The 20,028-nt window shown below is 62.9% G+C and carries 19 protein-coding genes; 8 read left to right on the top strand and 11 right to left on the bottom strand.

What is annotated here, in order from left to right; all coding sequences use genetic code 11:
• Positions 1-17: 17 nt before the first annotated feature.
• A complete protein-coding gene (cysB, locus tag AACG97_RS18115) occupies positions 18-992 on the top strand; it encodes an HTH-type transcriptional regulator CysB (RefSeq protein WP_009683851.1) in 975 nt (324 codons plus the stop codon).
• Positions 993-1,044: 52 nt separating this feature from the next.
• Here the strand turns inward: cysB and AACG97_RS18110 are convergent, their stop codons facing one another.
• From AACG97_RS18110 to rloA, 5 genes are all read right to left on the bottom strand, one after another.
• Positions 1,045-1,779 carry a phosphoadenylyl-sulfate reductase gene (locus AACG97_RS18110; protein WP_009683852.1) on the bottom strand — a complete coding sequence of 245 codons (735 nt, stop codon included), beginning with the start codon at positions 1,777-1,779 and terminating at the stop codon, positions 1,045-1,047.
• A gap of 86 nt (positions 1,780-1,865) precedes the next feature.
• Complete coding sequence (gene pabB, locus AACG97_RS18105) at positions 1,866-3,209, bottom strand: aminodeoxychorismate synthase component I (protein ID WP_009683853.1); 1,344 nt, start codon at positions 3,207-3,209, stop codon at positions 1,866-1,868.
• Positions 3,210-3,368: 159 nt separating this feature from the next.
• Entirely contained in the window at positions 3,369-4,349 is a 981-nt protein-coding gene (locus AACG97_RS18100; protein ID WP_009683854.1) for an alpha-L-glutamate ligase-like protein, read from the bottom strand.
• Positions 4,349-5,884: an osmotic stress tolerance membrane protein RloB gene (rloB, locus tag AACG97_RS18095; protein ID WP_029884945.1), complete on the bottom strand. Its 1,536-nt coding sequence runs from the start codon at positions 5,882-5,884 to the stop codon at positions 4,349-4,351. The genes AACG97_RS18100 and rloB overlap by 1 nt, the downstream gene beginning before the upstream one ends.
• A gap of 5 nt (positions 5,885-5,889) precedes the next feature.
• Entirely contained in the window at positions 5,890-6,426 is a 537-nt protein-coding gene (gene rloA / locus AACG97_RS18090; protein WP_029884944.1) for a retropepsin-like aspartic peptidase RloA, read from the bottom strand.
• Positions 6,427-6,733: 307 nt separating this feature from the next.
• Between rloA and AACG97_RS18085 the strand changes: the two genes are divergently transcribed.
• From AACG97_RS18085 to prpF, 5 genes are all read left to right on the top strand, one after another.
• On the top strand, positions 6,734-7,450 hold the full coding sequence (locus tag AACG97_RS18085; protein ID WP_009683857.1) for a GntR family transcriptional regulator: 717 nt from the start codon (positions 6,734-6,736) through the stop codon (positions 7,448-7,450).
• Positions 7,447-8,337: a methylisocitrate lyase gene (gene prpB / locus AACG97_RS18080; RefSeq protein WP_029884943.1), complete on the top strand. Its 891-nt coding sequence runs from the start codon at positions 7,447-7,449 to the stop codon at positions 8,335-8,337. Before AACG97_RS18085 ends, prpB begins: the two co-directional genes overlap by 4 nt.
• A 115-nt stretch (positions 8,338-8,452) precedes the next feature.
• Positions 8,453-9,580 carry a bifunctional 2-methylcitrate synthase/citrate synthase gene (gene prpC / locus AACG97_RS18075; RefSeq protein WP_197885365.1) on the top strand — a complete coding sequence of 376 codons (1,128 nt, stop codon included), beginning with the start codon at positions 8,453-8,455 and terminating at the stop codon, positions 9,578-9,580.
• A gap of 124 nt (positions 9,581-9,704) precedes the next feature.
• Positions 9,705-12,293, top strand: a complete 2,589-nt coding sequence (acnD, locus tag AACG97_RS18070) for a Fe/S-dependent 2-methylisocitrate dehydratase AcnD (protein ID WP_054881603.1) — start codon at positions 9,705-9,707, stop codon at positions 12,291-12,293.
• A 164-nt stretch (positions 12,294-12,457) separates the two neighbouring features.
• Positions 12,458-13,648, top strand: coding sequence for a 2-methylaconitate cis-trans isomerase PrpF (prpF, locus tag AACG97_RS18065; protein ID WP_144188638.1), 1,191 nt, complete (start codon positions 12,458-12,460; stop codon positions 13,646-13,648).
• A gap of 268 nt (positions 13,649-13,916) precedes the next feature.
• On the opposite strand, the gene acnB is transcribed toward prpF, so the two are convergent.
• The gene (gene acnB / locus AACG97_RS18060) at positions 13,917-16,526 is read right to left on the bottom strand and encodes a bifunctional aconitate hydratase 2/2-methylisocitrate dehydratase (protein ID WP_047149740.1); all 2,610 of its coding nucleotides are present in this window, start codon (positions 16,524-16,526) and stop codon (positions 13,917-13,919) included.
• A gap of 406 nt (positions 16,527-16,932) precedes the next feature.
• Between acnB and AACG97_RS18055 the strand changes: the two genes are divergently transcribed.
• Both AACG97_RS18055 and AACG97_RS18050 read left to right on the top strand, forming a co-directional pair.
• Positions 16,933-17,400, top strand: coding sequence for a DUF1289 domain-containing protein (locus tag AACG97_RS18055; protein WP_009685942.1), 468 nt, complete (start codon positions 16,933-16,935; stop codon positions 17,398-17,400).
• Positions 17,401-17,528: 128 nt separating this feature from the next.
• Positions 17,529-18,125, top strand: a complete 597-nt coding sequence (locus tag AACG97_RS18050) for a hypothetical protein (RefSeq protein ID WP_144188636.1) — start codon at positions 17,529-17,531, stop codon at positions 18,123-18,125.
• A gap of 13 nt (positions 18,126-18,138) precedes the next feature.
• Here the strand turns inward: AACG97_RS18050 and queD are convergent, their stop codons facing one another.
• From queD to AACG97_RS18025, 5 genes are all read right to left on the bottom strand, one after another.
• On the bottom strand, positions 18,139-18,495 hold the full coding sequence (gene queD, locus AACG97_RS18045; RefSeq protein ID WP_009685940.1) for a 6-carboxytetrahydropterin synthase QueD: 357 nt from the start codon (positions 18,493-18,495) through the stop codon (positions 18,139-18,141).
• A 63-nt stretch (positions 18,496-18,558) separates the two neighbouring features.
• The gene (locus AACG97_RS18040) at positions 18,559-18,771 is read right to left on the bottom strand and encodes a helix-turn-helix transcriptional regulator (RefSeq protein ID WP_029888005.1); all 213 of its coding nucleotides are present in this window, start codon (positions 18,769-18,771) and stop codon (positions 18,559-18,561) included.
• A 23-nt stretch (positions 18,772-18,794) separates the two neighbouring features.
• A complete protein-coding gene (locus tag AACG97_RS18035) occupies positions 18,795-18,971 on the bottom strand; it encodes a hypothetical protein (RefSeq protein ID WP_177432075.1) in 177 nt (58 codons plus the stop codon).
• Positions 18,972-18,985: 14 nt separating this feature from the next.
• Complete coding sequence (locus AACG97_RS18030; RefSeq protein ID WP_029888009.1) at positions 18,986-19,720, bottom strand: metallophosphoesterase; 735 nt, start codon at positions 19,718-19,720, stop codon at positions 18,986-18,988.
• Positions 19,721-19,771: 51 nt separating this feature from the next.
• Complete coding sequence (locus AACG97_RS18025) at positions 19,772-19,990, bottom strand: hypothetical protein (protein ID WP_029888010.1); 219 nt, start codon at positions 19,988-19,990, stop codon at positions 19,772-19,774.
• Positions 19,991-20,028: the final 38 nt, after the last annotated feature.

Below are 20,028 nucleotides of genomic sequence, written 5' to 3'. Positions count from 1 at the left end.
TGAACCGAGGGAAATCTATGAAGCTTCAACAACTGCGCTACATCTGGGAAGTGGCGCATCATGACCTCAATGTCTCCGCGACGGCGCAGAGCCTGTATACCTCCCAGCCGGGTATCAGCAAGCAGATCCGCCTGCTGGAAGACGAGTTGGGTGTTGAAGTATTCGCGCGCAGTGGCAAACACCTGACCCGCGTTACCCCGGCCGGTGAGCGCATCATCAATACCGCGGGCGAAATCCTGCGCAAGGTCGAGAGCATCAAGCAGATCGCCCAGGAGTTCTCCAACGAGAAAAAGGGCACGCTGTCCATCGCCACCACCCATACCCAGGCGCGCTACGCGTTGCCGCCGGTGATCAGCAGCTTCATCAAGCAATACCCGGAAGTGTCCCTGCACATGCACCAGGGCTCGCCGATGCAGATTGCCGAAATGGCCGCAGACGGCACGGTCGACTTTGCCATTGCCACCGAGGCACTGGAGCTTTTCGGCGACCTGGTCATGATGCCTTGCTACAAGTGGAACCGTTGCGTGGTCGTGCCGCAAGGTCACCCACTGGCCAAGCTGCCCAAGCTGACGTTGGAGGCCGTAGCCGAATACCCGATCGTGACCTATGTGTTCGGTTTCACCGGGCGCTCCAAGCTGGATGAGGCCTTCAACCACCGCGGCCTTACGCCGAAGGTAGTGTTCACTGCCGCCGACGCCGACGTGATCAAGACCTATGTGCGCCTGGGGCTGGGCGTGGGCATCGTTGCCGGCATGGCAGTGGACGCCAAGCTCGACAGCGACCTGGTGGCACTCGATGCCAGCGAGCTGTTCGAGGCCAGCATCACCAAGATCGGTTTCCGCCGTGGCACCTTCCTGCGCGGCTTCATGTGTGACTTCATCGAGAAATTCGCGCCGCACCTGACCCGCGAAGTGATGGCCAAGGCCATCCAGTGCCACAACAAGCAGGAGCTCGAAGCGCTGTTCGAAGGGGTCGAGCTGCCCGTGCACTGAAACACGAACACCGGGGGCTTTGCGCCCCCGCTTCTACAGCGGCGTTACGGGTTCAAGCCTTGCTGATCAGGTTGCCAGCGTGCAACCCGCACTCCTTCTGGGTGGACTCTTCCCACCACCAACGCCCTTCACGTTCATGCTGGTTCGGCAGCACCGGGCGCGTGCAGGGCTCGCAGCCGATGCTGATGAAGCCACGTTCATGCAGGCTGTTGTACGGCAGCTCCAGCATGCGGATATAACCCCACACTTCTGCGCTGCTCATCTGCGCCAGCGGGTTGAACTTGTACAGCGTGCGCTCGGGCGTGGAGAAGGCGCTGTCGATTTCCAGCGCTGCCACCTGGCTGCGAGTGCCAGGGCTCTGGTCACGGCGCTGGCCAGTGGCCCAGGCGCTGACGGTTGCCAGCTTGCGCCGCAATGGCTCGATCTTGCGGATGCCGCAGCACTCGCCATGGCCGTCCTTGTAGAAACTGAACAGGCCCTTTTCCTTGACGAATGGGTCAAGCTGGGCGCGGTCCGGGCTGAGGATTTCGATCGGCAGGCCATACTGCTCGCGCACCTGGTCGATGAACCGGTACGTTTCCGGGTGCAGGCGGCCTGTGTCGAGGCTGAATACCTTGACCTGCTTGTTAAGCTTCCAGGCCATGTCGACCAGCACCACGTCCTCGGCGCCGCTGAAGGAAACCCACAGGTCGTCGCCGAAGTGCTCGAAGGCAAGCTTGAGGATGTCTTGCGGGGATTTGTTGGCATAGGTCGCGGCCAGGGCGGCGACGTCGAAGGGTTGGCTCATCAGGCGGTTTCCATCTTGGCTGTGGCGCTGTGCGCTCGTAGTGGGGGTGATGGTAACAAAAAAACAGGGTCTGGACGGGCTGGCGCTCACAGGCCTTGCAGTGTCTGCAGCAATACCCGCACCTTGGCAATCGACTCTTCGTACTCGGCCTGCCATTCGGAGTCGGCCACCACTGCGCCGCCACCCCAGCAGCTGACCTGGCCATCCTTGACCAGCAGGCTGCGAATGGCGATCGAGCTGTCCATTTCGCCACGCACGTCCACATACAGCAGGGAACCGCAGTACAGTGCCCGCCGCGTGGGCTCCAGCTCGTCGATGATCTGCATGGCGCGGATCTTCGGCGCGCCGGTAATCGAGCCGCCAGGGAAGCTGTCGGCGATCAGGTCCAGGGCGTCCTTGCCGCTGGCCAAACGGCCGGTAATGCTACTGACCAGGTGGTGCACGTTGGGGTAGCTCTCCAGGCTGAACAGCTCCGGTACCTTTACCGAGCCCACCTCGCAGGTACGTCCCAGGTCATTGCGCAGCAGGTCGACGATCATCAGGTTTTCCGAGCGGTCCTTGGGGCTGTGCAACAGCGCCTCGGCATTGCGCCGGTCTTCGCCCGGGTCGATGGCGCGTGGGCGCGTGCCCTTGATCGGACGGGTCTCGACCTGGCGTTGGCTGACGCGAATGAAGCGCTCGGGTGAAAAGCTGAGCAGGGCGCTGCCGTCGGCCAACTGCTGATAGCCCGAAAAGGGCGTCGGGCAGGCCTGGCGCAGTGCCTTGTAGGCCTGCCACGGGTCGCCCTTGCACGGCGCGCGAAAGCGCTGGGTGAGGTTGATCTGGTAGCAGTCACCGGCCTGGATATAGCGCTGCACCTGGTCGAAGGCGGCCTGGTACTGCGCAGGCTGCAAGTCGCCGGCCATGGGTGCGAGCAGCTGAAAGTCGCCATCGGGCGTGTGCTCGCTGCCGGCGAAGAAGCTGATCAGGCGTTCGCGCTCGTGTTGCGGCAGGCTTGGGTGAAACACCAGCTGGCTGGTGCCGCACTGGTGGTCGCTGACCAGCGCCCAGGCATACAGGCCCAGTTGCGCGTCGGGCAGCCCGAGGTCATCCACGGCGTTGCTTGGCAGGTGTTCAAGGCGGCGGCCGAAGTCATAGCTCAGGTAGCCGATCAGGCCGCCGGCGAAAGGCAGTTCTACGCCGCTGGGCAAATCGGCGCTGCCCAGGCGCGCCAGGCCCTCGCGCAGGCGGGCGAGAAAGGCGCGGCCATCCTCTGCGGGTTCGGCTTGCAGTTGTTGCAGCGGCCAGGCACTGAGCAGATCGAAACGCCCGCGCTCGGCACCAGGGCGGGCGCTGTCGAGCAGGATGGCACCGGGCGCCTGGCGCAGGCGGGCGAAATAGGCGGCTGGGTCGGGTTGGTAGGGCAGGGGGTGGAGCGTACAGGTCGGCATCAGTATGGACGGCGATGTAAAAGCGAGGAGGGCGATTGTAGACCTGTGCGGGAGCAGCGCCTAGCACTGGGCGCGACATTCAACCCTGTGTTTGGCGCCTGGGGCTGGTCGCGACGCAAGGCGGCTGCCCCAGGAGATGTGGCAGCCGCCCCGGCGATGTCAGCCTGGGTGTACGTGCCCGAACAAGCCCTGCGACACCTTCACCCGCTGCTCGACGTCCTCCGTCAGGCCGTCCTTGGCCAGCGCTTCGATGTGCGCTTCGATAGCATGGGTGCGCTGGGTCAACCCGCAGTCGTTGGCGATCTGGATGTTCAGCCCTGGGCGGGCGTTGAGCTCCAGAATCAGCGGGCCTTTGTCCTGGTCCAGGACCATGTCCACGCCGATATAGCCCAGCCCGCAAAGCTCGTAGCACCCGGCGGCCAGCTTCATGAAGCCGTCCCAGTTCGGCAGTTGCACGCCGTCCACCGCGTTGGTGGTGTCTGGGTGCTTGCTGATGATGTTGTTCAGCCAGGTGCCGCGCAGGGTCACGCCGGTAGCCAGGTCGACCCCTACGCCGATGGCGCCCTGGTGCAGGTTGGCCTTGCCGCCGGACTGCCGGGTGGGCAGGCGCAGCATGGCCATGACCGGGTAGCCCATCAGCACGATGATGCGGATGTCGGGCACGCCTTCATAGCTGATGCTCTTGAAGATCTGGTCAGGTGTGACCCGGTATTCGATCAGCGCCCGGTCACGGTGCCCGCCCAGCGAGTACAGGCCGGTGAGGATGCTCGAGACCTGGTGCTCGATTTCCTCGTGGCTCATGATCTTGCCGGAAACGGTGCGGTAGCGGTCCTCGAAGCGGTCGGCGATCACCAGGATGCCGTCACCGCCGGCACCTTGGGCCGGCTTGATGACGAAGTCGTTGCGGCCGCCGATGATCTCGTGAAGCTTGTCGATCTGCTTCTCGGTCTCGATGACACCGTACATTTCCGGTACGTGGATACCTGCCGCGAGGGCGCGTTCCTTGGTGATGATCTTGTCGTCGACAATCGGGTACAGGCTGCGCTTGTTGTACTTCAGCACATAGTCTGCGTTACGCCGGTTGATGCCCATGATGCCCCGGGCCTCCAGGGCTTTCCACGTCTTGATCAGGCCAAACATCACACGTCTGCCTTTTTCACGAATGCCTTGAAGCGCATCAGCTCGGTCAGACGGTAGCCGCGATAACGGCCCATCGCCAGCATGAAGCCGACCAGGATCAGCAGCACGGCCGGGAAGGTGAACACGAAGTACACCAGCTCTGGCACCATCATCAGCAGGTGGGCCAGTGATGCGGCAAACAGGGTGCCGATGGCCACTTTCATGGCATGGCCGCCGCCACGCTCTTCCCAGGTGATCGACAGGCGTTCGATGGTCATGGTCAGGATCACCATCGGGAACAGGGCTACCGACAGCCCGCGCTCAAGGCCCAGCTTGTGGCTGAACAGGCTGATCGCCGCAATCAGCACCACGACGAAGGTCAGCACCACGGACAGGCGCGGCAGCATCTGCAGTTTCAGGTGCTCCAGGTACGAACGCAGTGACAGGCCCAATGCCGTGATGACCGTGAACAACACGATACCGAAGCCCAGCTGGGTTTCGCGGAAGGCCAGGGCGATCAGCACCGGGGTGAAGGTACCCAGGGTCTGGATACCGATCAGGTTGCGCAGCACCAGGATCACCAGCACACCAATCGGGATCATGACCATGATCATGAAGGTCTGCTGGGTTTGCAGGGGCAGGCCGTACAGCGAATATTCGAGGAAGTCGGCGTCGGTGTTCTCGTCAGTCAGCTTGGCCAGGCGAATGGCGTTCATTTCACTGTTGTTCATGCTGAACGTGACGTTGGCCTTCTTGCCGCCATCGACGGTAATCAGGTTGTCGTCACCGGTCCACCACAGCAGGCGGTCGCTGGGCAGGCCTTGTTCGCCTGTGTCCGGGTTGAAGTACAGCCAGTCGTTGCCGTTGTAGCTGCGCAGCCACAGCTCGGGGGTTTGCGGGGTGTCGGCCACCAGGCGGATGGTGTGCACCTTTTCCATCGGTACGTGGGCAATCGACAGCAGCAGGTCGATCACCTGGGCCTTTTTCATCGGTGAAGTATCGCCGGCCAGCAGCAGTTTGACGTTGTCATCGTTGAGGTTGTTGACCCGCTTGATGGTTTCGCTGACGAACGTCTCGACGTCGGCCGAATGCTGGCGGATAGGCGCCATCAGCGCCTCGGCGGCGATTTTTTCGGGGCCGTCGATGGCCAGGCTGTCACGGAAGGTCGGGCCTTTTACCGCGGTTTTTTCGTTGCTGTAGCGCTTGGTCAGCACCAGGCGGTAGTACAGCGTCTGGTTGCCGCTGGCGCGACGGGCCGACCAGGTGACCTTGCGGTTGCCATCGGCACGGTTGACGCTGACCCCGTAGTTGTTGGAGATGAAGCTCTCGTTGAGGCTGACGTAGTCGCGGTTCAGTGGCGGCACGAACATCTGCACCTTGACCGGGTCCTTGGTGCTGGCCACGAACTCGACCTTGGCGTCGATGTTCCACAGGTCGTCGGTTTCATCCTCGGTCACCGGTATGCCGAGGAAGAAGATCTGATAAGCCGTGACTGCCACGCCCAACAACACCAGTACGGTGATCAGGACTTTCAGATGGAGGGTAAGAGAGCGCATCGGGATTACTCTGCTTTGGGAGCGTCGGTGGCACAGGCAGGTTTGCCGGCCGCGTATTTAAGGCTTGGGTCGACCAGCGCGTCGAAGTGCTTGAGCGCCTCGGAGCCGATCAGCAGCGGGAACTGGAAGGCGCTGCGGTCGGTGAGGTTGACTTCGATGGTGCGCAGGGCCTGGCCCATGCAGATTTCGAGTTCGATGACCGGGCGGGCGGTGTAGGCCTTGCCCGATTCAGCATCATAGTCGCCCGCTCGGCGCTTGATTTTGCTGACGCGGGCCAGGGGCCGTTCGATCGGGTGCGAGTGGGCGGCATCGATGGCCAGGTAGAAGCGCACCCAGCTTTCGCCGTTGCGCTTGAAGCGCTTGATGTCGCGGGCGCTGAGCGAGGCAGTTTTGGCGCCGGTGTCGAGTTTGGCCGCCACTTCCAGGTCCAGGTCGCCCAGGCGTGCGTATTCATTGAGACCGTACACGGTCTTGCCGGCCGCCTGGCCAATGGCCGGCAGCAGGGTGAGGCAAAGCAGCAATAAAACGGGTGTGAGTCTCATAATCCTGGCGCGATGCAGTGCAAGGTTCTAGGCAAGGTTCAGGTCAAGGTGACTGGCAACTACTGCGCAAGCTTCCTCGTTCATCTGTCAACAAGCATGACTGCATGACAGACAGGCTATCCATACCCCATCGGAGGCGCGGCATTCTATCACGACGACGTATTGACGCCAGCGGTGCGCGATCTGACAGCGCTTGGCTTGCCTAAGTTCGTTCTTAGACGATTGTCGACAATATTGAATTTGTCTTTGACTTGAGTGGCTTCGCTGGTTAACTTCTGGCGAAGAGATTTCCCAAGGTGTCGACAATATGCAAGACCTTTCCACCCCTGGCCCGATGCTGGCAGACGAATCGGAAACCTTGTCGGAAAACGTCTTCCGGCGTATTCAGGCGGCCATCGTCAAAGGGGAAATTGCCCCTGGCAGCAAGATCTCCGAGCCAGAGCTGGCACGCACCTATGGCATCAGCCGCGGGCCGCTGCGCGAGGCCATCCACCGCCTGGAAGGCCAGCGCCTGCTGGTGCGGGTGCCCCATGTAGGCGCACGGGTGGTATCGCTCAACCATGCCGAACTGATCGAGCTGTACGAGATTCGTGAGTCCCTGGAAGGCATGGCCTGCCGCCTGGCCGCTGAACGCATGAGCCAGGCCGATATCGACGAGCTGCGCCGGGTGCTCGATACCCATGAGCGGGATGCCGCGTTCCAGGCTGGCCTGGGTTACTACCAGCAGGAGGGCGACTACGACTTCCATTACCGCATCATCCAGGGCAGCGGTAACCAGACGTTGGTCAAGATGCTGTGTGGCGAGCTGTACCAGCTGGTGCGCATGTACCGTATCCAGTTCTCGGCCACGCCCAACCGGCCACGCCAGGCCTTTGCCGAACACCACCGCATTCTCGATGCCATCGCCGAACGTGACGGCGAACTGGCCGAACTTCTGATGCGCCGTCACATCGGTGCGTCCAAGCGCAATATCGAGCGTCACTATCTGGACGCCCACAACAATAACCCACGAGGTGAGAAATGACTGTGAACAGCACACCCGGTCAGCGTTTTCGCGATGCCGTCGCCGCTGAACACCCCCTGCAGGTGGTTGGCGCCATCAATGCCAACCATGCCTTGCTGGCCAAGCGCGCCGGTTTCAAGGCCATCTACCTGTCCGGTGGCGGCGTGGCAGCAGGCTCCCTGGGCCTGCCGGACCTGGGTATCACTGGCCTGGACGATGTGCTCACCGACGTGCGCCGTATTACCGATGTGTGCGACCTGCCGCTGTTGGTGGATGTCGATACAGGCTTCGGTGCCTCGGCTTTCAACGTGGCGCGCACCGTGCGCTCGATGAGCAAGTTCGGGGCGGCGGCGATCCATATCGAGGATCAGGTCGGCGCCAAGCGTTGCGGCCACCGGCCGAACAAGGAAATCGTCAGCCAGCAGGAAATGGTCGACCGCATCAAGGCAGCCGTCGATGCCCGCAGCGACGACAGCTTCGTGATCATGGCGCGTACCGACGCCTTGGCCGTCGAAGGCTTGAACGCTGCCCTGGACCGTGCCGCAGCGTGCATCGAGGCGGGTGCCGACATGATCTTCCCGGAAGCGATCACCGAGCTGCAGATGTACAAGACCTTCGCTGACCGGGTGAAGGCACCCATCCTGGCCAACATCACCGAGTTTGGCGCCACTCCGCTGTACACCACCGAAGAGCTGGCTGCGGTCGATGTTTCGCTGGTGCTGTACCCGCTGTCGGCGTTCCGCGCCATGAACAAGGCAGCCGAGAATGTGTACACCGCGCTGCGCCGCGACGGCACGCAGAAGAACGTGATCGACACCATGCAGACGCGCATGGAGCTTTACGATGCCATTGGCTACCACGCCTTCGAGCAGAGCCTCGACGCGTTGTTTGCCCAGAAGAAGGGCTGAGCCAGTGACAACACCAGCCCCGCATGGCAGCGGGGTTGCCCGCGAAAGGGCGGGTACAGGCAAGCCCGATTAGCCAGCCAGATTTCCATAACAAGTTCAAGAAAGGAGAAACACCATGGCCGAAGCAAAAGTACTCAGTGGCGCGGGCCTGCGTGGCCAGGTCGCCGGCCAGACTGCACTGTCCACCGTGGGCCAGGCCGGTGCCGGTCTGACCTATCGCGGTTACGATGTGCGTGACCTGGCCGCTGGTGCCGAATTCGAAGAGGTCGCCTACCTGCTGCTGTACGGCGAGCTGCCCTCCCAGGCTGAATTGGCCGACTACAAACACAAGCTCAAGGGCATGCGTGACCTGCCACCCGCACTCAAGGAAGTGCTCGAGCGCATTCCCCGCGACGCCCACCCCATGGACGTGATGCGCACCGGTTGTTCGGTGCTCGGTACCCTCGAGCCCGAGCTCACCTTTGAAGCCCAGCGCGACAAGACCGACCGGCTGTTGGCCCTGTTCCCGGCGGTGATGTGCTACTGGTACCGCTTCACCCACCATGGCGTGCGCATCGACTGCAGCAGCCACGAAGACACCCTGGGCGGCCACTTCCTCCACCTGCTGCACGGCAAGAAGCCCAGCGAGCTGCACGTCAAGGTCATGAACGTGTCGCTGATCCTCTACGCCGAGCACGAGTTCAACGCCTCGACCTTCACGGCCCGGGTGTGCGCTTCGACCCTGTCCGACCTGTATTCCTGCGTTACCGCAGCCATCGGCACGTTGCGCGGCCCGCTGCACGGGGGTGCCAACGAGGCGGCCATGGAGCTGATAGAGCGCTTCCAGAGCCCGCAGGAAGCCACTGCCGAGCTGCTGCGCATGCTCGAGCGCAAAGACAAGATCATGGGCTTCGGGCATGCCATCTACAAAGAGTCCGACCCGCGCAACGAGGTGATCAAGGGCTGGGCGAAGCAATTGGCCGATGAGGTGGGCGACAAGGTGCTGTACCCGGTTTCCGAAGCCATCGACAAGACCATGTGGGAACAGAAACGCCTGTTCCCCAATGCCGACTTCTACCATGCCTCGGCTTACCACTTCATGGGTATTCCGACCAAGCTGTTCACCCCGATCTTCGTCTGTTCGCGCCTGACTGGCTGGGCGGCGCACGTGTTCGAGCAGCGCGCCAACAACCGCATCATCCGCCCGAGCGCCGAGTATGTCGGCGTCGAGCAGCGCCAGTTCGTGCCGATCGAGCAGCGCTGAGGCATGGATCGCCAGGGCTGCTGCGCAGCCCAATCGCGGCACAAGGCCGCTCCCACAGGGACTGCGCAGCGCCCCCATTGGCGAGATCTGTATACCGAGTACCGTGACCGAGCCTGATAACGATATGAACACTGCATACCGCAAGCCCCTGCCAGGCACCGACCTGGACTACTTCGATGCGCGCGCGGCCGTCGAGGCGATCAAGCCCGGCGCCTACGACGGCCTGCCGTACACCTCGCGCGTTCTCGCCGAAAACCTGGTGCGTCGCTGCGACCCGGCCACCCTCGACGCCTCGCTGAGCCAACTGATCGAGCGCAAGCGCGACCTCGATTTCCCGTGGTTCCCGGCGCGCGTGGTGTGCCATGACATCCTCGGCCAGACCGCGCTGGTCGACCTCGCCGGCCTGCGTGACGCCATCGCCGACAAGGGCGGCGACCCGGCCCAGGTCAACCCGGTGGTGCCGGTACAACTGATCGTCGACCACTCGCTGGCTGTCGAGTGCGGCGGTTATGACCCGCAAGCGTTCGACAAGAACCGCGCCATCGAAGACCGACGTAACGAAGACCGCTTCCACTTCATCAACTGGACCAAGAAAGCGTTCAAGAATGTCGACGTGATCCAGCCGGGTAACGGCATCATGCACCAGATCAACCTGGAGAAGATGTCGCCGGTGGTGCACTGCGAACATGGCATCGCCTACCCGGATACCTGTGTGGGCACTGACAGCCACACCCCGCACGTCGATGCCCTGGGCGTGATCGCCATTGGCGTGGGTGGCCTGGAAGCGGAAAACGTGATGCTTGGCCGAGCATCGTGGATGCGCCTGCCGGAAATCGTCGGCGTCGAGTTGACCGGCAAGCTGGCGCCGAACCTCACCGCCACCGACCTGGTGCTGGCCCTGACCGAGTTCCTGCGCAAGCAGAAAGTGGTCGGCGCCTACCTGGAGTTCCACGGTGAAGGTGCGCGCGCCCTGACCCTGGGGGACCGCGCGACCATCTCCAACATGGCCCCGGAGTACGGCGCCACGGCGGCCATGTTCGCCATCGACCAGCAGACCATCGATTACCTGCGCCTGACCGGCCGTGAAGAACAGCAGGTCAAACGGGTGGAAACCTATGCCAAGGTCGCCGGCCTCTGGGCCGACAGCCTGGCCGGCGCGGTATACGAGCGTACCCTGAGCTTCGACTTGTCGAGCGTGGTACGCAACATGGCCGGCCCGTCCAACCCGCATGCCCGCGTGGCCACCAGCGAGCTGGCGGCCAAAGGCATTGCCGGTAGCTGGCAGCAAGTGCCAGGGCAGATGCCTGATGGTGCGGTGATCATTGCCGCCATCACCAGCTGTACCAACACCAGCAACCCGCGCAACGTGATCGCCGCAGGCCTGATTGCACGCAACGCCAACAGGCTGGGCCTCACCCGCAAGCCGTGGGTCAAGTCATCGCTGGCCCCGGGCTCCAAGGCGGTGCAGCTGTACCTGGAAGAGGCTGGCCTGGAGAAAGAACTTGAGCAACTGGGCTTTGGCATCGTCGCCTTCGCCTGTACGACCTGCAACGGCATGTCTGGCGCCCTCGACCCGGTGATCCAGCAGGAAATCATCGACCGTGACCTGTACGCCACCGCCGTGCTGTCGGGCAACCGCAACTTCGACGGGCGTATCCACCCGTATGCCAAGCAAGCCTTCCTGGCCTCGCCACCCTTGGTGGTCGCCTATGCGATTGCGGGCACCATTCGCTTCGACATCGAGAAGGACGTGTTGGGCGTGGTCGATGGCCAGGAAATCCGCCTCAAGGACATCTGGCCCAGTGACGAAGAGATCGACGCCGTGGTGCGTGCGGCGGTCAAGCCGGAGCAATTCCGCAAGGTGTACATCCCGATGTTCGCCATCGAGGAAGACCGCGGGCCGAAAGTGGCACCGTTGTATGAATGGCGGCCAATGAGCACCTATATTCGCCGGCCGCCGTACTGGGAAGGCGCCTTGGCCGGTGAGCGGACCCTGCGTGGCATGCGGCCGCTGGCGGTGCTGCCGGACAACATCACCACCGACCACCTGTCGCCATCCAACGCGATCATGCTCGACAGTGCTGCGGGCGAGTACCTGGCGAAAATGGGCCTGCCAGAAGAAGACTTCAACTCTTACGCCACCCACCGCGGTGACCACCTGACCGCCCAGCGCGCGACCTTTGCCAACCCCAAGCTGTTCAACGAGATGGTGCGCAACGCAGACGGCAGCGTGAAGCAAGGCTCGCTGGCGCGAATCGAACCGGAAGGCAGGGTGACCCGCATGTGGGAGGCGATCGAGACCTACATGCAGCGCAAGCAGCCGCTGATTATCGTGGCCGGTGCCGACTATGGCCAGGGCTCATCGCGTGACTGGGCGGCCAAGGGCGTGCGCCTGGCCGGTGTCGAGGCCATTGTCGCAGAAGGTTTCGAGCGCATTCACCGCACCAACCTGGTAGGCATGGGCGTGCTGCCGCTGGAGTTCAAACCCGGCACCGACCGCAAGACCTTGGGGCTGGACGGTAGCGAAACCTATGACGTGCTGGGTGCGCGTACGCCGCGCGCTACGCTGACCCTGGTGATTACCCGGGCCAGCGGCGAGCGCATCGATGTGCCGGTGACCTGCCGCCTGGACACGGCCGAGGAAGTGTCGATCTACGAAGCGGGCGGGGTGCTGCAACGCTTCGCCCAGGACTTCCTCGAAGCTACCGCCTAACCCTAAGAGCAGGGGCCGCGTTGCGGCCCATCGCCGGCGAGCCAGCTCCCACAGGAGTCGCGCAATCTCGATGGCAGCACGGTCCCTGTGGGAGCTGGCTTGCCGGCGATGGGCTGCAAAGCAATCCCGAGGGTCTCATGCCCATCAGACAGGACAGCAAAGCAATGGCTCACGTACCGCAAACAAGAATACCCGCCACCTACATCCGTGGTGGCACCAGCAAAGGCGTGTTCTTCCGCCTGCAAGACCTGCCCGAGCCGGCGCAGGTCCCAGGCCCTGCCCGCGACGCGCTATTGCTGCGGGTCATCGGCAGCCCCGACCCTTACGGCAAGCAGATCGACGGCATGGGCGGCGCGACCTCCAGCACCAGCAAGACCGTCATCCTGTCGCCCAGCATCAAGCCGGGCCATGATGTCGATTACCTGTTCGGCCAGGTCAGCATCGACAAGGCCTTTGTCGACTGGAGCGGCAACTGCGGCAACCTCTCTGCCGCGGTCGGGTCGTTCGCCATCAGTAGCGGCCTGGTCGACAGCGCGCGCATTCCACCCAACGGCGTGGCCACCGTGCGTATCTGGCAGGCGAACATCGGCAAGACCATCATTGCCCACGTGCCGGTCACTGAAGGCGAGGTGCAGGAAACCGGTGACTTCGAGCTGGATGGTGTAACGTTCCCGGCAGCGGAAGTGCAGTTGGAGTTCCTTGACCCGGCTGCGGACGAGGACGGCGCCGGCGGTGCCATGTTCCCGACCGGCAACCTGGTCGACGACCTTGAGGTGCCGGGTGTCGGCACCTTCAAGGCCACCTTGATCAATGCCGGCATCCCGACCATTTTCATCAATGCTGCCGATATCGGCTACACCGGCACGGAGCTGCAGGACGCCATCAACGGTGACCCGCAAGCGCTGCTGCGCTTCGAGGCCATCCGTGCCCATGGCGCCGTGCGTATGGGCCTGATCGACCATGTCGACCAGGCTGCCGGGCGTCAGCACACACCGAAAGTGGCCTTCGTCGCACCACCCAGCACGTACACGGCGTCCAGTGGCAAGGCGGTAATGGCAAGCGAGATCGACCTGTTGGTACGGGCCTTGTCGATGGGCAAACTGCACCATGCCATGATGGGCACCGCGGCGGTGGCGATCGGTACGGCGGCGGCCATTCCCGGTACGCTGGTCAACCTGGCGGCGGGCGGGGGCGAGCGCAGCGCCGTGCGTTTCGGCCATCCCTCGGGCACGCTGCGGGTCGGCGCCGAAGCCCGCCAGGTAAACGGCGAGTGGACAGTGACCAAGGCAATCATGAGCCGCAGTGCTCGCGTGCTGATGGAGGGCTGGGTTCGCGTGCCTGGCGACAGCTTCTAACCCACCCCTTTCGCTCGGCCTCAAGCGGGGCCGCTGCGCGGCCCTATCGCTGGCAAGCCAGCTCCCACAGGGAGCGCACCAGGGCTGACAGGTGTTTGCCACAAGATGTCACACGCGCTGAAGATGCAGTGGCGAGCACCTGACAACCCTGGTGCGCTCCCTGTGGGAGCTGGCTTGCCAGCGATAGGGCCGGCGAGGAACAAAAAAGCCCCGGCATTTCTGCCAGGGCTTCTTCTTGTGGCTTGCAGCTTACAACTTGCCGCTCAGCTTACGCCTGTACCACCGGGATCTTGGCGTTGGCAGCCGCTTCGCGGAACTCGGCGATCTGGTCGAAGCTCAGGTAGCGGTAGACGTCGGCAGCCATGCTGTCGATGTCTTTGGCGTACTGCATGTACTCTTCGACGGTCGGCAGCTTGCCGATGATCGAAGCCACGGCAGCCAGCTCGGCCGACGCCAGGTACACGTTGGTGGCGTCGCCCAGGCGGTTCGGGAAGTTACGGGTCGAGGTGGAGACCACGGTCGAACCGGTCTGCACACGTGCCTGGTTACCCATGCACAGCGAGCAGCCTGGCATTTCCATGCGTGCACCGGCCTTGCCGTAGATGCCGTAGTAGCCTTCTTCGGTCAGCTGGTGTGCGTCCATCTTGGTTGGCGGGGCCAGCCACAGACGGGTCGGAATACCGCCCTTGACCTTCTCCAGCAGCTTGCCGGCAGCGCGGAAGTGGCCGATGTTGGTCATGCACGAACCGATGAACACTTCGTCGATTTTCTCGCCCTGAACCGAGGACAGCAGGCGCGCGTCGTCTGGGTCGTTCGGCGCGCAGAGCACAGGCTCTTTGACGTCGGCCAGGTCGATCTCGATGATTTCGGCGTACTCGGCATCGGCGTCGGCCGACAGCAGCTCAGGCTTGGCCAGCCAGGCTTCCATGGCCTGGGCGCGGCGCTCGAGGGTACGGGCGTCGCCGTAACCTTCGCCGATCATCCAGCGCAGCAGGGTGATGTTGGACTTCAGGTACTCGGCGATGGCCTTTTCTGGCAGCTTGATGGTGCAGCCGGCAGCAGAGCGCTCGGCCGAAGCGTCGGACAGCTCGAAGGCTTGTTCGACAGTCAGTTCGTCCAGGCCTTCGATTTCCAGGATGCGGCCGGAGAAGGCGTTTTTCTTGCCTTTTTTCTCGACGGTCAGCAGGCCTTGCTTGATGGCGTAGTAAGGGATGGCATGGACCAGGTCACGCAGGGTGATGCCAGGCTGCAGCTTGCCCTTGAAGCGCACCAGGATCGACTCTGGCATGTCCAGCGGCATGACGCCGGTGGCCGCAGCGAACGCAACCAGGCCGGAACCGGCCGGGAACGAGATGCCGATCGGGAAGCGGGTGTGCGAGTCGCCGCCAGTACCCACGGTGTCGGGCATCAGCATGCGGTTCAGCCAGCTGTGGATGATGCCGTCGCCTGGGCGCAGCGACACGCCGCCACGGGTGCGGATGAAGTCTGGCAGGGTGTGGTGGGTGGTGACGTCGATCGGCTTCGGATAAGCCGCGGTGTGGCAGAACGACTGCATCACCAGGTCAGCGGAGAAGCCCAGGCAAGCCAGGTCTTTCAGCTCGTCACGGGTCATCGGGCCGGTGGTGTCCTGGGAGCCGACGGTGGTCATCTTCGGTTCGCAGTAGGCACCTGGGCGCACGCCCTGGCCTTCAGGCAGGCCACACGCACGGCCGACCATTTTCTGCGCCAGGGTGAAGCCCTTGCCGCTGTCGGCTGGCTGCTCCGGCTTCTTGAACAGCCCGGATGGGCCTTGGCCCAGTTCGGCACGGGCTTTTTCGGTTAGGCCACGGCCGACGATCAGCGGGATACGGCCGCCAGCGCGCACTTCATCCAGCAGCACTTCGGTTTTCAGGGCGAAGGTGGTGACCAGCTCGTCGCTGCCATGGCGGCGCACTTCACCTTTGAACGGGTAGACGTCGATGACGTCGCCCATGGCCAGGTTGGTGCAGTCGAACTCGATCGGCAGGGCGCCGGCGTCTTCCATGGTGTTGTAGAAGATCGGGGCGATCTTGGTGCCGAAGCAGAAACCACCGGCGCGCTTGTTCGGCACGTACGGGATGTCGTCGCCGAAGAACCACAGCACCGAGTTGGTGGCGGATTTACGCGAGGAACCGGTACCGACCACGTCACCGACATAGGCAACCGGGTAGCCTTGGGCCTTGACCGCTTCGATCTGGGCCAGTGGGCCTACCGAGCCCGGCTGCTGCGGCTCGATGCCGTCACGGGCCATTTTCAGCATGGCCAGGGCGTGCAGCGGGATGTCAGGGCGCGACCAGGCATCGGGTGCAGGGGACAGGTCGTCGGTGTTGGTCTCGCCAGGCACCTTGAACACGCTCAGGGTGTACTTGTCGGCGATGGCCGGGCGCGAGGTGAACCACTCGCCGGCAGCCCAGGATTCCAGCACGGCCTTGGCATTGGCGTTGCCAGCCTTGGCTTTTTCGGCCACATCGTGGAAGGCATCGAACATCAGCAAGGTGTGCTTGAGCTGTTCGGCCGCGACGGCGCCCAGTTCGGCGTCGTCCAGCAGCGCGACCAGCGTTTCGATGTTGTAGCCGCCCTGCATGGTGCCCAGCAGTTCGGTGGCGTGCTTGCGGTCGATCAGTGGCGATTGGGTTTCGCCCTTGGCGACGGCAGAGAGGAAAGCAGCCTTGACATAGGCAGCTTCGTCGACCCCTGGCGGTACACGGTGGGTGATCAGTTCTACGAGGAAGGCTTCTTCGCCGGCCGGCGGGTTTTTCAGCAGCTCGACCAGGCCTGCGGTTTGTTCGGCGTTCAGCGGCTGGGGCACGATGCCCAGGGCGGCGCGCTCTTCGATGTGTTTGCGGTAGGCTTCAAGCACAGTTATTTCCCTCATCAGTGGTCCCTAAAGGGGGTCCGGGACGCTCATCCAGCATTCAATGCACCCATGCGCCGCCACGGCTTTTTGAGCCGCCCGGCCAGGGTCGCAAAGAATCCTTACGGAAGCTGCTTTCAAAGTTTTACGCCTGCAGAACGGGGTGCTGATGAGGGCTGGCGCGGGCATGCGAGGGATGCATGGCCCGGGCCAACGCCGTTCTACCGGATCAACTGTGCTCGTGACGCTTTGAAAACAGCTTCCTACGGACATTGTTGCCTGTGAAAAGGCCGGATGATTCTACGGCAAAAAAAGCCCGAAGGTAAGGCGCAGAACATCACTTTAACGAGTGACCCTGGTTAGACAAAGGGCTAACATGGGCGCGTGTTCCACCGCCATGCTGTTGTTTTTCATGTCCAACAACTCCATCAAGACCCCTTGCGTCGGCCTGTGCTCCACGGTGTATGGGGACACGGTTTGCCGCGGCTGCAAGCGCTTCCACCACGAAGTGATCCACTGGAACGGCTACGATGACGCGCAAAAGCGCGCCGTGTGGCTGCGCCTTGAGCAGTTGCTGGTGCAGGTCATGATGGCCAAGCTCGAGGTGTTCGACAAAAGCCTGTTGCGCCAGCAACTGGAGCAGCGCTCCATCCGCTTCGTCGACCAGCAGTCGGAATATTGCTGGGCGTACCAGCTGATCGCCCGCGGTGCGCGGATGATCCGTGATCTGGAAGCCTACGGCATGGTACTGCTGCCGGAATTCCGCGATTGGGAACTGCCGCAGTTGCGCGATGCCATCGACCGCGAATTCTTCCTTTTGTCCGAAGCGCACTACCAGCGTTACATCGCTCCTGCGTTTCTCGACAGCTCGCTGGGCTAAGCGCTGGCATCAGCGCCTTCGCCGCGTTCACGCCTTGTTTGCATGGCCTGGGAGCGGGTTCCGGCTGCAAGCGGGCAACAGCACTCACTACTGTCTCCCTTTTCCGCCAGTGAAGAGGGCTCGACGGCATGTCCCACTACCAATTCCAACCTCAGAAAAGCTTCATTGCCAGGCTGTACTGGCAGCCACGCCTGAGTACGCAAGGGCAGGTTCAAGGCGTGCCCATCGGTGACACAGGTAATGGCGATTCGCCCTTTACCAGTGGTGGCTGGCTGCACGCCGGCGAAGACCATTACACCGACACGGTGGCACCGGCGTATGTGATCTCACGGCGCAAATTTCGCACGCTGTTCTGGTTCGGCTGCTACGAGACCGATGGTGAGTACGACTTCGAGATCCGCGGCGTGGGGGACGAAGACAGCCATCCGCACTGGCGGCGGCGCGGTCACCGCCTGGATGTCAGCCGCAACGGCTATCTGGCCCTGTACTCGGCCGCGCAGGCCGTTGGCCATGACGCCCTGGCCGCCGGTACCATGCTCTGGCGCCTCGATGGCCTGGCGCCAGCGCAGCTTGCCGAAGGCGATGCGGTCAGCGACGTGAGCCTGGTCAGCCTGCATGGCAAGACGGTCAGGCGGCTGGTCGAGGATGGCTTTCCCTACCTCAGCGAGGTGCAAGGTGAAGCAGGCTACCTGCACCTGCAGGTGCTGAGCATAGGGGCCGCCTGACCTTGGCGGTGTTTCAGTCGCCGTAGTATTCGCACCCGCTGGTGCAGGTCTCGTGGATGCGGACTTTGGACAGCTCCGGCAGCAGCGGCTTGACCTGATCCCAGATCCACTTGGCGATTACCTCGCTGGTGGGGTTTTCCAGGCCGGGAATGTCGTTCAGGTAATTGTGGTCGAGCTGCTCGTAGATCGGCTTGAAAATGGCCTTCACCTCGGCGAAGTCACGGATCCAGCCGGTGTGCGGGTCCAGCGGGCCGGTCAGGTGCAGGCCGACCTTGAACGAGTGGCCGTGCAGGCGGCCGCATTTGTGCCCGGCAGGCACGTGGGGCAGCCGGTGGGCCGATTCGAATGTAAATTCCTTGAAGATTTCCACTGGTGGACCTGTAAAGCTGATGGGGTATGGGCTTGAGCGGAATCTGGTGTTTCAGTGTACTGCTCAATGTACTGATTGGTCGTCGCTGGGCTCGAAAGAGGTCATCCACTGAGTGATGTCCGACTGGCGCCAGGCAACCGAATTGGGGCCTATCTTAACCTGTTTTGGGAATGTGCCCTCACGGATTCTGCGATAGACGGTATTCCGCCCGATCCCGGTCACGTGCAGCACCTCGTCGAGGCGCAGGAAGCGGTCAATGTTTTCTGCGTGTCGCATAGGTGTCTCCTTTATATAGAGGGTCAGGCGAGAAAGTGGTGCCCGACCTTCGCCGCCCTGGCGGCTTCCTCGGTGCGGAACATGAGCCGGGTGGTGCTGACGCTGCCCCAGCTGTTGTATTCGGCATCGACCCACCAGGCGCCGAACTTGCGGTACGGCTCTCCGAGGATCTTCGTGACGTAGCAGTCGATCAGGTTCATGGATGCCTCCTTGGTCAGTCCCAGTCGTGGCTGACGCCTGGCTTGATTGGTGGTGTGCACTGGAGAGAGCCAAGCTCCAGCAGGGTGAAGTGACCATCCATCCAGCCGGCGGTATCGATGTGGTAGACATTGCCGAGGACGGCCGGCTGGCGTAGTGGGGTATGACCACACACCAGTGCGCGAAGGCCGTCGACACCCTCTTTGTCGCCATCCTGAACTCGGCTGCGCGACCACATGCAGGTGTTCTGGGTCAGCTTGAGCTGTTTTGCGCTCTCGGGCGCCTCAAGCCTGGCGCGCAACTCGTCCCAGGACGGGAAAGGGCAGTCGGCATGCACGATGCCGACCAGGCCCTCGGCGGTCTCTACCTCAATTGCGATCGGCAGCTCGCGGAACTGGGCGGCGAACTCGCGCTGTTCGTCCCAGGCTAGGCCGGCGAACCAGGCGCCGCCGTTGTAGACCCAGTTGTCTACGTCGCAGGTGTCGAATCGGCAGACGTAGTCGTCGTGGTTGCCGCGCACCGGGTGGAACCAGGGCTTGGCCAGCCATTCGAGCACGTCGCAGCACTCTGGCCCGCGGTCGACCAGATCGCCGACGCTGAACAGCCTGTCAACCGCCGGATCGAATCCGGCCGCGTCCAGGGCAGACTGCAGCCGGGTGAAGTGCCCATGGATGTCGCCGACCGCGAAATCGCGGCCAGCCGTGTTTGTGGCGAAGCGCTTGATGCGCACCACCTCGATGTTTTCGAGCATGCAGGATCCTCGCCCGCGCATGTCGGCGGGCTTGAGTAGTAGGGGAAGGGGTTAGGCGCGGTGGCCGCGCTTGCAGAACCAGTCGAGGGCGTCACAGATCAGCAGGTTTTCGTACCAGTCCTCGATCTCGCGCTGCTCATTTCGGTCGCGGAAGAAGGTCGGGCCGAGGTAGTTGTGCCAGGACATGAACACCCGCGTGCCGTCTGCTAGCGGCAACCTGAAGAACGGCGACATGCACACATAGCCGTACTCCACACGGATGCAGGTCATCGCGGCCACCTGTAAAGGTGGAAGGCTACGTACATCAT

Origin of the sequence: Pseudomonas sp. Nvir (assembly GCF_963778085.1) — a bacterium.
In the GTDB taxonomy this organism is placed as follows: Bacteria; Pseudomonadota; Gammaproteobacteria; order Pseudomonadales; family Pseudomonadaceae; genus Aquipseudomonas; species Aquipseudomonas juntendi.
Note: the sequence above shows the minus strand (reverse complement) of the source record. Positions and strands in the feature narration are given on the sequence as shown.

Excerpts from the sequence above, each read along its gene's own strand:
- prpB (WP_029884943.1), top strand. The coding sequence starts at position 7,447 with ATGACTGTGAACAGCACACCCGGTCAGCGTTTTCGCGATGCCGTCGCC.
- prpF (WP_144188638.1), top strand. The coding sequence starts at position 12,458 with ATGGCTCACGTACCGCAAACAAGAATACCCGCCACCTACATCCGTGGT.
- AACG97_RS18050 (WP_144188636.1), top strand. The coding sequence starts at position 17,529 with ATGTCCCACTACCAATTCCAACCTCAGAAAAGCTTCATTGCCAGGCTG.
- AACG97_RS18110 (WP_009683852.1), bottom strand. The coding sequence starts at position 1,779 with ATGAGCCAACCCTTCGACGTCGCCGCCCTGGCCGCGACCTATGCCAAC.
- AACG97_RS18100 (WP_009683854.1), bottom strand. The coding sequence starts at position 4,349 with ATGTTTGGCCTGATCAAGACGTGGAAAGCCCTGGAGGCCCGGGGCATC.
- acnD (WP_054881603.1), top strand. The coding sequence starts at position 9,705 with ATGAACACTGCATACCGCAAGCCCCTGCCAGGCACCGACCTGGACTAC.
- AACG97_RS18035 (WP_177432075.1), bottom strand. The coding sequence starts at position 18,971 with ATGAACCTGATCGACTGCTACGTCACGAAGATCCTCGGAGAGCCGTAC.
- cysB (WP_009683851.1), top strand. The coding sequence starts at position 18 with ATGAAGCTTCAACAACTGCGCTACATCTGGGAAGTGGCGCATCATGAC.
- AACG97_RS18085 (WP_009683857.1), top strand. The coding sequence starts at position 6,734 with ATGCAAGACCTTTCCACCCCTGGCCCGATGCTGGCAGACGAATCGGAA.
- AACG97_RS18030 (WP_029888009.1), bottom strand. The coding sequence starts at position 19,720 with ATGCTCGAAAACATCGAGGTGGTGCGCATCAAGCGCTTCGCCACAAAC.
- AACG97_RS18040 (WP_029888005.1), bottom strand. The coding sequence starts at position 18,771 with ATGCGACACGCAGAAAACATTGACCGCTTCCTGCGCCTCGACGAGGTG.
- prpC (WP_197885365.1), top strand. The coding sequence starts at position 8,453 with ATGGCCGAAGCAAAAGTACTCAGTGGCGCGGGCCTGCGTGGCCAGGTC.
- rloA (WP_029884944.1), bottom strand. The coding sequence starts at position 6,426 with ATGAGACTCACACCCGTTTTATTGCTGCTTTGCCTCACCCTGCTGCCG.
- AACG97_RS18055 (WP_009685942.1), top strand. The coding sequence starts at position 16,933 with ATGTCCAACAACTCCATCAAGACCCCTTGCGTCGGCCTGTGCTCCACG.
- AACG97_RS18025 (WP_029888010.1), bottom strand. The coding sequence starts at position 19,990 with ATGACCTGCATCCGTGTGGAGTACGGCTATGTGTGCATGTCGCCGTTC.
- pabB (WP_009683853.1), bottom strand. The coding sequence starts at position 3,209 with ATGCCGACCTGTACGCTCCACCCCCTGCCCTACCAACCCGACCCAGCC.
- rloB (WP_029884945.1), bottom strand. The coding sequence starts at position 5,884 with ATGCGCTCTCTTACCCTCCATCTGAAAGTCCTGATCACCGTACTGGTG.